Here is a 13166-nt window from a genome sequence, read left to right as displayed (position 1 = left end):
TGACTGTAGTACTGAGCCAAGAAGACGAATCTTCTTAGACATCTTCATAGTCGTTACTGGAAAGTATGATGGCCTAAAGTGATTGAGCTGAGCTTTTCTTAGTTTTACTTTTGCAACAACTTCAGCAGCTGTGGCGTCTACGACCCTAACCATCATGGTTCCATCAATTGGACAAGCCTCTTCAATTTCACTAGTAACATCTGGATAATCTTTACATCTCCAAAGGACAGTCTTCATGTCATTCTTATTTGAATGATCATGGTCAGACTCTGATTCATCAATTTCAATTTTAGTGAGATTCATATGACAAATAGGACATTTACCTGGTTTATCCTCTCTCACACTAGGGTGCATTGAGCAGGTATACACAGTCTTTACGGCCTTCTCAGTAGAGTGATCTGTGTGGCTATCGGAAGACTTGGTACAACCTACTACAAGAATGAAAAATAGAATATAGATTAACTTATTCACTGAGGTTCTCTCCGGATGTATATTTAAGGGCAATTTTGTAAGAGTCCCTCATCGCTTGCAAGCGACTCTTTAACATAAGAATACTTTGTAGTTTAAGCTCAGACTGTAGAAGTTCAACATAACTAGAATTACCAAGCCCATAAGACTTAGAGGTAATAGATCTAGAATTTCTAGCGAATCTAATCGTTTTAGAGTTTATAATATGAAGGTCTTTTTCAACACTTTCAATTTGATGAGACAATATAGACCTATCTCTCTCTCTAACTCTCTTATAATTTTCTAAATTCTTTTGGGCCGAATATTTTTCATGAACCGCCACACCTTTTTTAGAATATTTATCTCCAGAAAAAGGGAGAGGAAAACTCAATGAAGCACCTACAAAGTCACCTCTACCGTCTATATTAGACCTCTTCGTATAACCAAGAGAAAAGGTAATATCTGGAATATAGTCTTTATTCGCGGCCTTCAGTGCAAGGTCTTTAGATTGAACCTTACTCTTAAGCGAAAGTTCTTTGAAGTCATTCTTCTTCTTAGATTTTTTATCTAATATATTCCAAGGTATAGTCGCCTCTTCAATAAAACTATTCTTAGAACCAAGAAGGTATTTCAGTCCATCCTTAATCTTTAGTAGTTCTGACTCTCTTCCATTTAGGTCCATCTCTATTTCTGATTTTCTAATTTCAATATCTAATATTGCTTGTTGAGACGTCTTACCGTTTACGTATAGCTTCTTACTCACCTTGAGCATTTTAGAAAGCCAGACTAAATTTTCTTTTAAAATATCTACTTCTTCTTTTATTTTTCTTTTTAAAATTAATATTTCCCATAGAGACTTTGTAAGCTCTCTTTTTACATCCTGAGCTTCATACTCATAAGACTTGGCGAGTTTATTAAAGGACTCTTGAATATTTCCATATTTATTAGTTAGAGATGTCTTTTGAGAAATTCCAAATTCAATACCTGTCATAGGTGTCTCATCTCTCTTTAGAGAATCCTTTGGGAAATTCTTAGCAGAGAGTTTAAACATTGGATCTCCCCATGATCCTTTTGAGCCTCCAGAGTCTGTAGCGGCCCTAGAAACACCTTGCATCGATTCAACTCGACTATGATTAGTTAGTATCTCCACGGCCTCATTAAAAGACACTGCAAAGCAACTCGAGGTAAACAAAGAAAGAATCAAAAACTTCAACATATATTAATCTCTTTTATGTATAAGGGGATGTACTACTCACCATTACGAGAAACTAGGTCTTTTTGTGACAAGTAAGTGAAAAATGGAGAAGAAGTAGCGGTAACCTATTGAAAAAGGGAGGAAGATCTCCTCCCTTATAATCATATAATTAGAATTTAAACATTGATGGCAGTGGAAGAACTAAGCTTGCATCTCCCATAGTTGGAAGAGATTTAAGGCTTCCTTCAACGATTACGTCAGCAACTTCTTCTCTAGAAGTAGCAATTGCATCAGCAATATTTCTTGTATTTGAAAGAATACCTGCTTGTACAGCTCTACCAGTGTTTACTAGTCCACCAGTAAGTACGATATCTGTTAGGTAACCCTTGTAATCAACAGTTCCCATAATGATTTTCTTGATATCAATTGGAGAAAGTGCTGGGTTAGCATCCTTTACTCTAGCAGCGATATTTGCAACAAATGGAGCAGCTTGTGAAGTACCAGAAACCTTAACATACTCATCACCTGGTGCAGCTGAAAGAATCCCTACGCCTGGAGCAGCAACATCAACCATTTTCTTTCCGTAGTTAGAAAAAGGAGCAATTGCTAGTCTACCCATTGTAGCTGCAACAGAAAGTACGTTATCTGCTTTTATATTCGTTGGTGAAGTTGGAAACTTATCATTGTTAAGACCGTCGTTTCCAGCAGCAAATACAAATAAAGTATTTGGAGCAACTTCTACTAATCTTGCATTTTCTTTAACTGCAGCATTTAGAAAAACTAAACTTAGCTCATGATTTAACTCAGGAGTTGGGTCTTTTCTAAAAAGAGTCTTATAAAGCATTGCTGTAATTTGCATTGCTTGTGGGTAACCAGTTCCAAATGAACCATTAGCAATATCTGCTTTGTGTCCATCTACGTAGTAACCAATCTCTTCCATCATAGTAGCTTGTTGCTTAGCAAGTAGCTCTAGACCTTTCTTAAACATTTTTAGAGGAAAGCTATCTTTCTTATTGATCTTATCTTGACCAGGAAGCTTAACTTCAGTTGGGATAAGTTTAACAGTAAGAATTTTTGCATCATCTGCTTTCTTCGCTGCGATACCTGCAACGTGAGTTCCATGCATGAAGTTACCGTAAATAGAAATTCTCTTAATGAAAGACTCATCCTTTAGGATATCCCTTGCCCACTGAATTTCTTCAGCAGTTGCAGTCCCTCTCATCATTTTTTCTTGAAGAACGAAGAATTTTCTAATGTCTTCGTTTAGAGTACCAAGGTATTTATAGTCGATAATTTTATTGTTACTTTCTGCAAAGTTCCAACCTTGGACGTCATCTGGATAACCATTTCTGTCTTCGTCTCTATTGTTATCTGCAATCTCTACAGTATTGATCCATGCTTTTGGTGCAAGATCTTTGTGTTTCATATCTGTACCAGAATCAATAATGGCAACAGTAGATGCTAATGTACTAGCAGAAAATAATAGACCAAGTCCTAGGGCCATTGTCTTCATGCGAACCTCCTTGTGGGAATAGAAAATTATCTAACTTCATGATAATTCTTTAATAAACAAATTTAACCTTACTAGTATTAAAAATAAATGACTTAGAGTCTCGTTAAAAAAACTTTCATTTGCTGTCATATGAATGAGGGGGAAATTTTCCTCAAGGCCAACAGAGTGCAGCACTTGAGTGAATAAATTACTTTCTTAAATAAACTAATGGCACATCTAATGCCTTGGACTTTATTTCATTTACAATAAGGCCTTTTAAAACATGGAAATAGATCCCTTTGCTAGGTTTCTTTGAAAGAGTGGCAAAGCTATCCATTGTTACTTTCACATGGTCACCATCTTGAGCTAAATGAGTAATGATATCAGTGCTTCGAAAGTAATTACTAAACCTTCTAGCCTTTTGATGAGATATAAATCCTTCAAAAGCTGTTTCAGTATAACCAAACTCTCTTTGGTACTTATCGTAGTCTACATTGAAAGTTAAACCGACTTCAGCACTAATAGAAATTCCCATTTTTGATTCTTTAACTTTGTACTTGTTATTACCAATCTGCTTATGACTCATTCCAGATAGATCATCTAGAGTTTTCTTTTTTGAATAAAAGCTAGAGTCGAAGCGCTCAATACTACCAGGGATATAGAAAACGAAGCGTGCACCAAGGATTCTAAGGTGATTATCTTTTGAAGACAGGTTCAAAATATCTTTTAAATTTTTATCTATATTTTTAACTTTATTCCATCCATATGAATAAGATATCTTTCTCTCATCAAATTTACTTATATCCCTCTTAGTCAGAGAGTAATTAGACGCATAAGCATGAGTGACACTTAGTAAAAGCACTAAAGTAGTCATAAGTAGAGATCTATAATTCATGTGAACCCTATTTCTATATAGTGAGGTGATAAAGTACATCACTACGCACCGCGTCGCAACCAATGCAGCGAATTTAAGTAAATTCTATACATTTAGGCAAATACCTAGATTCTTATTTTCAGAAGAAGAGCTATATATTTAATATTAGGAGGTGTAGTCGAGCTAGTAATTTAGATATACAAGAGGAGCTTGCACTATCTGCTTTTTCATTTTCTTAACCATGAACTTCTTTATGGCAAAAGATAGATAGCGAGATGCTCCTTTTTTCAAGAGGACAGCATAACTATCTATAGTCACTTTCACATAATCCCCACTTTGTTGAACATGAGAAATGATATCAGTACTTTTTAAGATTCTATTGAATTTTCTACCTTTTTGGTGAACAACAAATGATTCTTCTTTATTAGACCTATAATTAAATGCACTTTTTAGTAAGGAGTAATCTAAATCATACTCGAGGCTAACTTCTGCGCTGAGGTCTATCCCCATATTAGAGTCTTGTACTATGTATTTATTAAAAGCAATTGGGTAATGTCTCATTCCAGAAAACCCCTCAAGAGTAGCTCTTCTAGAATAGAAGTCATTATTATATTTAAATGCATCACCCTGAATGTAAAAGACAAAGCGTGCCTCTAGAACATCTAATTTTCGATCGGAAAATGATAGGCCTAGTACTTTTCTAATATCAGAAGATAGTTTACGTACTTTCTTCCAGCTGTGAGTGTATTCAATAACGTTTTCTTTATGACCTTCAACAATACCTTCTGACAGAGAAAAATGAGAAGCCTGAGTATACGAAGTACTCAAGATGAAAACAAAGGAAATAGAACGTATGAACTTATAGAACATTTTAACCTAATTGAAGTACATATAAGGATACATATGTATTAGACATCAACACCCGTGGCAACTTAAGACATTAAAAGTGAACATTTTATACATAGCTAATATCTATTCAGTACCTAGTATTACCTCGACGTCATCTAACATCTCTTGAACAAGCGCAATCTAGAACTAGACTAGTTCTTATATAATGCTTAAATTGTATTATAGTTATGCCCTTAGCGCTTAAGAAAATAGGAGTTAATATGAAAGTCTTTATCACACAACCAATACTACAAAGTGGAATCACTCTCTTAAAAGAGCAGGGACACACAGTAGAAGTTTATGAAGAAGATACTCCTATCTCAAAAGAGACTTTATACGAGAAAGCTAAAACATCCGATGCGCTCATCACAATGCTTAGCAATCAGGTTGATAGAGAATTTATAAAAGAAAATGGGCATCTAAAGGTAATTGCAAACTACGCTGTAGGCTTTAACAATATAGATGTTGAAGCTGCAACAGAGTACGGAATAAAGGTTGGAAACACACCTGATGTTCTTACTGAGGCCACTGCAGATATGGCGCTAGCACTTCTTATGGATGTTTCAAGAAAAACATCTGAGTCTTTTCAATCAATAAAAGATGGACATTGGACAGGATGGGAACCAAAAGGTTTTCTAGGTCAGAGCTTAAGAGGAAAAACACTAGGGATTTTTGGAGCTGGGCGTATTGGACAATGTTTTGCTAATACTTGTCACCTCGCCTTTGGAATGAATATCATTTACTGTGCAAGAACTGAAAAAGAGAGCTTTCAAGCGACTAAAGTGAGCTTTGAAGAGTTATTAGATCAAAGTGATGTCATCAGCGTTCATTGCGACCTAAATAATGAAACCAAAGAATTATTTAATATTGAAGCTTTCAAAAAAATGAAAGAGACATCTATATTTATCAATACCTCAAGAGGACAGGTTCATAATGAAGTAGACCTAGAGCTTGCCCTTAGAGAGAAAATCATTTGGGGAGCAGGCCTTGATGTCACAAACCCCGAGCCAATGAACCCAAAATCAAAAATACTAGAACTTCCAAACATTACGATTACCCCACATATTGGCTCAGCAACAATTACAGCTAGAGAAGAAATGAGCCTACTAGTGGCAACAAATATACTCAATGGACTAAATGGAGAGAGTCTTAAAGCTGGTGTAAATTAACGACCCCACTTCAAAACTTATGAAAATTCAATAACTTAGAAGCTATCAAATATTAAGCTAAATTATAGGTTCACTTTTTCTCAATAAGGAATAAAATATATTTAATATCAATAAATAGTGAGGCAAATATGATGAAATCTAAGATTCTTGTCGTTGATGACAGTGAAGAGATCAGAGTTTTAGTTCAAAAGATTCTTGGTGATAAGTATATTCTAGAAATGGCAGAAAATAGTGAAGAAGCACTCACTAAGGCCATTGAGTTTGCACCAGATTTAATTCTTTTAGATATTATGATGCCCGATACTAGTGGCTATGAAATCTGTAGTCAGATAAAGTCTAGAGATGAAATAAAGAACACTCCTATTATATTTCTCTCATCAAAAACTGGAAGTAATAGTAGAGTCACGGGCTATAAGCTTGGGGCCATTCAATATATAGAGAAACCTTTTGAAGCAGAAGAGCTTAAAGAGGTTTTAAACACAGTCCTTATGAATATCTCTAAGACTGATCAAAATGAAATTCAAAACTATGAAGATATCACTTTAAATATTCCTTCACAGGAAGTTGTTGTGATTGGAGAGAGAGTTCATTTTACGAGTAGTGAATTTAAGATCATTCATCTTCTTCTAAAAAATACAAATCGAGTTTTGAGTCGCGAGAAGATATTAAATCACATTGCTCCTGGAAACTTTTCGGCCAACGATAGAATGATTGATACTTATATCTCTGCTCTTAGAAGAAAAATTAAGAGATCTAACTTTCAAATTAAATCAGTCTACGGAGAGGGTTATAAGATAATTGCAGCTGCATAAATAATGAATAGAAACACATTGTTGGTTCATATTTCTGTAGTGTTAATGCGCTTAAATAGTACTATTACCTCTAAGAGGAGTATTTATGAATGGCAAAAGTGTTGTGCTTATCGACGATAGTGAAGATTACACTACCCTACTTAAATCCAAACTAAAAAGAGAAGGATTTACAGTAAAGGTATTTCATCAATCGGAAGAGGCCTTTCAATTTGTACTTAGAAACCATTCTGAAATAGATCTAATTATTATAGATCTCATGATGCCTAAACTTAGTGGGCTTGAATTCCTTTCAACTTTAAAAGATCACAAAGAAAAACCTAAATTTAAAATATGCGTTCTAAGTGGAAAGAACGACCTCTTAGAAATAGAGGCCGCCTTTAAGCTAGGCGCCAGTGAATACTTTTTAAAATCTGAAAATATTGATGTTCTTGCAGAGAAAATTTATGAATTTATGGAGATAGTAAATCACCCTAGTCCAGATCAAAGTAAAGAGTTCATATCACTACTAGAGATTACAAATGTAATTCATGACTTCCAATTAGTTAAATATGATGAAAACAACGTAACTTTCTATTCAAGAGAAGAGTTACCCATCCATTCAACAATTCAAATCAATTCTGAAAAGCTTAAAAAGTATAAAAAAACGGCGAAACCTATAAATTGTATTGTTGATAATTGTGAAATTCTTGATGAAAAAGTATTAATTACTTGTCAATACTTAGACTAAATCTCATAAGTCACTGATTCCTCGTATATAAATATAACAAATTTACTTTATCCCCCTTTTCGATCTGTGAAAACTTTCATAGGATGTCACCAATTTCATATTCACAGGGAGAATAGAATGAAACACATTTTACTTTTAGTATTAGCTTTAGGGCTTGGAGCTTGTAATAACTTAGAAGGAACTTTTAAGGCGAAGACAGACCTAGTATTCAAAACGAAGAAAGGATTACTTTCTAGAAAATACGTTAGTGTAAAAGTTCCTGCAAAAGACTATAGAGCAGAATTTGACTTCACTAGCTTTGGTAACTTACAAATTGATCTTTCTGGAATTAAAAAGACAATTAAAATTAAACTTCCAAAAGATTTAGATATCAACGATAGCAACGATGAGTTCTATATCCAAGGATCTGAAGTAAAACAAGTTTATGATTTTGATGGAAGAATCAGCTCAAAAGTTACAAGAGGTGAAACTAGAAATGTTACAGAATCTTGTACTTACACAAGATACGAAAATAGATGTAGAAGAGTTTGTAGAATTAACGATAGAGGACGTCAAGTTTGTAGAAGCCACTGTTCAAGAGAGCCAGTTACTGTATATGGTTACCAACAAGTTGAATACTATAACTCAACTAAGAACACTACAATGAGACTTAAGGTTTTAGAGCCATCAACTTCTGAATCTAAAGGTCTATTTCAAGGTAATAATGTAAGCACTCATAGAGTTGTTACATACCAGTCAGTTTGTAGATAATTATTTTTATATCGGGAGTTAGTCTAACTTACTCCTGTTATTTTCTTCTTTAATGTTCTCATCATTAAAGCAATAAGACCTAACATCATAAACAGAGATCCTCCACCAGAGCTTGGTCCATCTCTACCATCTTTATAAACAACACTTCCACAAAGACCACCTGAGTCTGTACTTGTCGTTAATGTAGAGCCAGAGTTTATTGGAGCAATCCCAGAACTAACCTCTTCCTCATCAGTAAATGTTGAATCAGGATTTTCAGATTGAGCTAACTCAATTGATCTCCACGCTAGAGCAATTCCACTACCACATTGATCATCATCACAACCACTTGACCATGGAAATGACTTGGCGGCCTCTTTTACAAGGGCCATCAACTGATCGGGATAAAGACTTGGGTTTACTCCTTTCATTAAAGAAACAATTCCGGCCACATGTGGCGCGGACATACTTGTTCCACTTTGATAAACGTAAGTTTCACTTGAAGGTGTTGTGCTTCCAGTATTTCCTAAACTCACAACGCTTGATCCATTTCCTCCTCCTGGAGCAGATACATCTACAATTTTACCGTAATTAGAAAATGAACTCTTATAACCATTCTGTGTACTAGAGCCAACGACCAAAACTCCTTGGCAGTTAGCAGGAGTAAATTGTGTTGTATCTAGATTTGCACTACTATTTCCAGCAGCTACAACAACAACCGCCCCTTTTGCTTTGGCCTGATTGATTGCATCTTGCATATAAGCACTACATGGCCCTGATCCACCAAGAGATAGATTAATCACAGAGGCTGGATTAGAATTTGTAGGAGCTCCACTAACACTAACCCCCGCTGCCCACTTAACTGCATCAGCAATATCAGAAGTATAACCTCCACACTTTCCAAGTGCTCTTACTGGTAAAATCTTAGCGTTCCAATTTACACCGGCAACACCTTTTGCATTATTACTTTGAGCTGCGATAATTCCAGCAACGTGAGTTCCGTGCCATGATGAATTTTGAGAAACTCCTTGATAACAAGAGTCGCCGTAAGCAATCCAATCTCCTGGATCACTTGGGTCACTATCTCTACCATCTCCATCATTTCCCATTGAGCTATCACTAACCATATCGTAACCAGGTAGAACCTTAGAGTTAATATCGCTATGGCTTACAATTCCAGTATCTATAACTGCAACAACTGTTGAGCTACTTCCTTTAGAAATATCCCATGCTTCAAAGGCCTCAATACCACCGTCACTACTTCCAAGGGCCCACTGCTCAGAGAGTCTAGAGTCATTAGAAGTTGAAGTTATATCGACTTGTTGAGTGTTCATAAGAGTATCAACTTCAACATACTCTACAAGAGATGAGTTCTTTAAAGCTTCAAACTCCTCAGTCATTTCTTTTTTAGTATTGAAGTTTTTCTTAACGAATCTTGGGCTTGATCTAAAATTTTCAGTTTCTATAAATGATTTGTACTTGATGATAAGTCTATTCTTGGCGCTTACTTCAACTGCACTAAAACAGGCAATTACGCCAAGAATTAACTTAAGCTTTGAGTTTCTCACTATCATCTTCCTTGATGAATATTAATCTCATTCTCACAGCTCCCATCCTAGAAGCTACTTTTATATTAGCATTATCCGTGCCAACTTAGCTCACACACTTTCAAGCAGATAAGCCCAGCAAAATAGCTCTGGTGTCAAAGAAGGTGGTGGTTTTTTGACGCAGACATACAAACAAATGACTTAAATACTTATAATAGAGAAGCTATTTTAGAGTTATTAGATACTTAAATTGAATAGAGCTACTAGCTCTATAGTATGTATAAAGTTCGCGCCTTCTTGAATCCAATTTAAAAAGATTATATTTATGACATCTAATTTTAAGTAATCGAAGGAAATAGAATGTATATAAAAATGCTCGTAGCAATCGCTTTTACACTAATCTGTAGTATTTCAAATGCAGCAAGTTCCGACTGCGAACTGAAAACAAATATTGAAGAAGAACTACAAACGATAACAGTAGAACTCTCAGATAGCGGACACGGGTCAATGACTAATTTTGAAACCCAAGACTTCAAAGGTATTCTAGCATCCTCTAAAGGTTATCTAGTCGTTGGAATAACTATAAAAGAAACAAACCAATCCATGAGCTTTCATGGAGATACAAGTACAGCTGCAGTTGGCGGGCAACTTATTGATGGTGATAACTGGATTCAAATCAGGTGTAAATAGGCATCAAATTGTACAAAAAAAAGGCCTATCCGAAGATAGGCCTTAATTTATAAGTGTTAAAAAATAATCTTATTGGAACATTTCAATTGAAGTTGTTCTTGTAACGTCTTCACCTCTACAGCTATCCATTTCACAGTTAACTGGAGTCTTACAACTCTTACCGTTTGGACCTCTTCTAGAAGTATAATCGTTGTGACCTCTAACTAGGATCCCTTCAACTTCACCAGTTCTTGCATTAAATACTGCAGACCCTGAGTTACCACCAAAAGTATCTAGGTTAGTTGAGAAGTACTTATCAGAATTGTTATCTCTAACATATGCATCTCCAGCAATCTTAGTTGGAAGACCTGATGGGTGACCAATTACTAGAATCTCATCACCGTTAGCAATCTTTCCTGAAGTTCTAAAAGTAAGAGCTTCTCTATCAGTAACTTCTTTAGTTAATTCTACAACTGCATAGTCGTTGCTGTTTGAGTTGTTTAATTGTCTTTCAACAAGCTTCTTACAAGAGTAAACACTTGAAGTTGGAACCATGTGCTCAGTTTGACCTGGAGTTGTTACCGCGTAATCAAATACAAATTTTGTACCCTTACAAGCAGACTGTCCTGAAAGACAGTGACCAGCAGTTACCATGTATTGCTTTCCTTCGTGGTTTACTAGGAAACCTGAACAAAATGCAGCCGTTAATTGACCGTTAAACTTATCATCAGAACAAACCTTAAGGTTTCCACCGCTAAGTTTTGACTCTCCGCCTCTCATTGCTTCAACGCTATAAGATTTTACAAGAGCTGCTGTAGCTTTCGCTAGCTTAAGATGGTTAGCATCTACAGTTTCGAAAATATCTAATCTGTTGTCATCACCATAAATTACTTTATCCATTGATGCATTTACTGTAAGTGCTGTAAACGCTAGCGCAGCTGTTGCTGCAATCATCCTTAATGTCATTCGAACCTTCCTTATGTATTCATGCTTTCTAAAGGGTAGAAGCATTAAACCGAGTGAAAGACTCTATGTACACTTACAACTTCTTACATTTATTTTACAAAGGGGTTGACAAGAGGCGCATTCGCGTCGCGATATGAGAACTTCCATCTTCTTCCGTCAGTATCTGAAAGGAAAAAATAATGTAAGTGACCGACATTATGGATCTTAACATCTTCAAGAACCTTACCTTCATCAGTTACGAACGTGATGCGATAACGATATTTTATAAATTCAACTTTTTGAATAAGTCCTTGTAACTCATCAAAAGAATCAGTGAAAAAGTCGATTACCATCGAATTCTTACCGGTCATATTCTTATCTTCTATGATGATGATACTAAAATTTTCATTGGAAAGTCTTACGGCCTCACCACTAAATGAAATTTCCATATCGAGAAGCTCACTTAGAAATGATGCGAGAGTTTTATTATCTTTTGAATGAAGTGCTATTTGCCCTATTCTTAAAGTCATACTTTATTTTAAGGGAAGAAGTGTCTTTGGCATACAAAAAAAAGGACCCAAACTTGGGCCCTATATATTAATTAACTAAAAAGTCATATTCTTCATAATCATCATAACCATCATACCAGTGATCAGGATCTGCCCACGGAGTATATCTCTCGTAACCATTGCTCTCTGGTTCATCGTATGTTGGACCAGGAACACCTGTTAATAGTTCAATATTTGTAATTCTAGTAACGTCTTCACCACGACATTCTCCGTCCTTACATACATTCACTTCTCTACAGCTACCATTTTCATCATCACGACTAACGTAGTTATAATCAGTTTCACCACGAACTAAGATTCCCTCTACTTCACCAGTACTTGCATTAATAACTGCTGAGCCTGAGTTGCCACCAAAAGTATCTAGATTAGCCTCAATGTAGAAATCGTTATCATTTTTTCTGATTGAACCTTTGTCATCAATTATCGTTGGAAGCCCTGATGGGTGACCAATAACAACTAACTCCGTTTTATTGTCTACTTTACCTTTCTTTCTAAACTTAAGAGGAGTAACGTTTTCAACAACTCTATCAAGCTTAAGTACTGCGTAGTCATTTTCAGAACCACGATCTAGAACTTGCTCTACAATCTCAGCACATTTATAAACATTTTCTTTTGGAAGAAATGCTCTATTTCCATACTTTTCGGACATAGTATCTGAAGTAAATCCAAATACCCAAGAGCTATCAGTACATGCACTTAAAGTATCCACACAATGACCAGCAGTAATTAGGTATTGCTCTCCATTTTCTTCAACAAGAAAACCACTACAGTTAGCAGGATTAATTATTTCTCTAAATCTCTCTTCCTTACAAAGACGATACTCTTCACCAAGATTTTCGTTATCATAAATAGTAACGCTATCTTGGAAGCGGTCTCCCTCTTTAGGGAATCTAATATCTGAATTAGAGATCATAGCAGCAGTTGCAGTTGCCCACTCCTGGTACTCACTATTTGCTGAATTTTGAGCAAGAACACGATTGTCATCGCCATAAACGACTTTATCTAAGAATGCACTTACGTTAACTGCGGATGTAAGCAATAATGCAGATATTATTACCTTTGGTGACATCGTCATAAATTCTCCTAATTACTTTGATACGGAC

At 35.6% G+C, this 13166-nt stretch carries 14 protein-coding genes; 5 read left to right on the top strand and 9 right to left on the bottom strand.

Going from position 1 to position 13166, the window contains the following annotated elements; all coding sequences use genetic code 11:
- The 5 genes from ABX784_RS11480 to ABX784_RS11460 form a co-directional block, all read right to left on the bottom strand.
- Positions 1-471: heavy metal-binding domain-containing protein (locus tag ABX784_RS11480; protein WP_372655183.1), on the bottom strand; the 471-nt coding region annotated here is incomplete at its 3' end.
- On the bottom strand, positions 464-1663 hold the full coding sequence (locus ABX784_RS11475) for a TolC family protein (RefSeq protein WP_372655182.1): 1200 nt from the start codon (positions 1661-1663) through the stop codon (positions 464-466). The genes ABX784_RS11480 and ABX784_RS11475, both read right to left, overlap by 8 nt.
- 148 nt (positions 1664-1811) lie before the next feature.
- On the bottom strand, positions 1812-3155 hold the full coding sequence (locus ABX784_RS11470; RefSeq protein ID WP_372655181.1) for a S8 family serine peptidase: 1344 nt from the start codon (positions 3153-3155) through the stop codon (positions 1812-1814).
- A 187-nt stretch (positions 3156-3342) separates the two neighbouring features.
- Positions 3343-4008: a hypothetical protein gene (locus tag ABX784_RS11465; RefSeq protein WP_372655180.1), complete on the bottom strand. Its 666-nt coding sequence runs from the start codon at positions 4006-4008 to the stop codon at positions 3343-3345.
- 183 nt (positions 4009-4191) lie between these two features.
- Positions 4192-4836, bottom strand: coding sequence for a hypothetical protein (locus ABX784_RS11460; RefSeq protein ID WP_372655179.1), 645 nt, complete (start codon positions 4834-4836; stop codon positions 4192-4194).
- Between the two features lie 281 nt (positions 4837-5117).
- Here ABX784_RS11460 and ABX784_RS11455 point away from each other — a divergent pair, with 281 nt between their 5' ends.
- The 4 genes from ABX784_RS11455 to ABX784_RS11440 all read left to right on the top strand — a co-directional run bounded on the left by ABX784_RS11455 (position 5118) and on the right by ABX784_RS11440 (position 8354).
- A complete protein-coding gene (locus tag ABX784_RS11455) occupies positions 5118-6065 on the top strand; it encodes a 2-hydroxyacid dehydrogenase (RefSeq protein WP_372655178.1) in 948 nt (315 codons plus the stop codon).
- Between the two features lie 128 nt (positions 6066-6193).
- Positions 6194-6877, top strand: a complete 684-nt coding sequence (locus ABX784_RS11450; RefSeq protein ID WP_372655177.1) for a response regulator transcription factor — start codon at positions 6194-6196, stop codon at positions 6875-6877.
- 85 nt (positions 6878-6962) lie between these two features.
- Positions 6963-7604 carry a two-component system response regulator gene (locus tag ABX784_RS11445; RefSeq protein ID WP_372655176.1) on the top strand — a complete coding sequence of 214 codons (642 nt, stop codon included), beginning with the start codon at positions 6963-6965 and terminating at the stop codon, positions 7602-7604.
- Positions 7605-7721: 117 nt separating this feature from the next.
- On the top strand, positions 7722-8354 hold the full coding sequence (locus ABX784_RS11440) for a hypothetical protein (protein WP_372655175.1): 633 nt from the start codon (positions 7722-7724) through the stop codon (positions 8352-8354).
- Between the two features lie 23 nt (positions 8355-8377).
- On the opposite strand, the gene ABX784_RS11435 is transcribed toward ABX784_RS11440, so the two are convergent.
- On the bottom strand, positions 8378-9901 hold the full coding sequence (locus ABX784_RS11435; RefSeq protein ID WP_372655174.1) for a S8 family peptidase: 1524 nt from the start codon (positions 9899-9901) through the stop codon (positions 8378-8380).
- Between the two features lie 339 nt (positions 9902-10240).
- Between ABX784_RS11435 and ABX784_RS11430 the strand changes: the two genes are divergently transcribed.
- A complete protein-coding gene (locus ABX784_RS11430; protein WP_372655173.1) occupies positions 10241-10570 on the top strand; it encodes a hypothetical protein in 330 nt (109 codons plus the stop codon).
- Positions 10571-10639: 69 nt separating this feature from the next.
- Here the strand turns inward: ABX784_RS11430 and ABX784_RS11425 are convergent, their stop codons facing one another.
- The 3 genes from ABX784_RS11425 to ABX784_RS11415 form a co-directional block, all read right to left on the bottom strand.
- Positions 10640-11515 carry a serine protease gene (locus ABX784_RS11425; RefSeq protein WP_372655172.1) on the bottom strand — a complete coding sequence of 292 codons (876 nt, stop codon included), beginning with the start codon at positions 11513-11515 and terminating at the stop codon, positions 10640-10642.
- An 89-nt stretch (positions 11516-11604) separates the two neighbouring features.
- Entirely contained in the window at positions 11605-12024 is a 420-nt protein-coding gene (locus tag ABX784_RS11420) for a hypothetical protein (RefSeq protein ID WP_372655171.1), read from the bottom strand.
- A 67-nt stretch (positions 12025-12091) separates the two neighbouring features.
- Positions 12092-13138, bottom strand: a complete 1047-nt coding sequence (locus ABX784_RS11415; RefSeq protein WP_372655170.1) for a serine protease — start codon at positions 13136-13138, stop codon at positions 12092-12094.
- Positions 13139-13166: the final 28 nt, after the last annotated feature.

Source organism: Halobacteriovorax sp., from assembly GCF_041587335.1.
In the GTDB taxonomy this organism is placed as follows: domain Bacteria; phylum Bdellovibrionota; class Bacteriovoracia; order Bacteriovoracales; family Bacteriovoracaceae; genus Halobacteriovorax.
The sequence above is the reverse complement of the archived record's forward strand: the minus strand, read 5'-3'. Positions and strand labels throughout refer to the sequence as shown.

Excerpts from the sequence above, each read along its gene's own strand:
- ABX784_RS11475 (WP_372655182.1), bottom strand. The coding sequence starts at position 1,663 with ATGTTGAAGTTTTTGATTCTTTCTTTGTTTACCTCGAGTTGCTTTGCA.
- ABX784_RS11470 (WP_372655181.1), bottom strand. The coding sequence starts at position 3,155 with ATGAAGACAATGGCCCTAGGACTTGGTCTATTATTTTCTGCTAGTACA.
- ABX784_RS11465 (WP_372655180.1), bottom strand. The coding sequence starts at position 4,008 with ATGACTACTTTAGTGCTTTTACTAAGTGTCACTCATGCTTATGCGTCT.
- ABX784_RS11455 (WP_372655178.1), top strand. The coding sequence starts at position 5,118 with ATGAAAGTCTTTATCACACAACCAATACTACAAAGTGGAATCACTCTC.
- ABX784_RS11450 (WP_372655177.1), top strand. The coding sequence starts at position 6,194 with ATGATGAAATCTAAGATTCTTGTCGTTGATGACAGTGAAGAGATCAGA.
- ABX784_RS11445 (WP_372655176.1), top strand. The coding sequence starts at position 6,963 with ATGAATGGCAAAAGTGTTGTGCTTATCGACGATAGTGAAGATTACACT.
- ABX784_RS11440 (WP_372655175.1), top strand. The coding sequence starts at position 7,722 with ATGAAACACATTTTACTTTTAGTATTAGCTTTAGGGCTTGGAGCTTGT.
- ABX784_RS11430 (WP_372655173.1), top strand. The coding sequence starts at position 10,241 with ATGTATATAAAAATGCTCGTAGCAATCGCTTTTACACTAATCTGTAGT.
- ABX784_RS11425 (WP_372655172.1), bottom strand. The coding sequence starts at position 11,515 with ATGACATTAAGGATGATTGCAGCAACAGCTGCGCTAGCGTTTACAGCA.
- ABX784_RS11420 (WP_372655171.1), bottom strand. The coding sequence starts at position 12,024 with ATGACTTTAAGAATAGGGCAAATAGCACTTCATTCAAAAGATAATAAA.
- ABX784_RS11415 (WP_372655170.1), bottom strand. The coding sequence starts at position 13,138 with ATGACGATGTCACCAAAGGTAATAATATCTGCATTATTGCTTACATCC.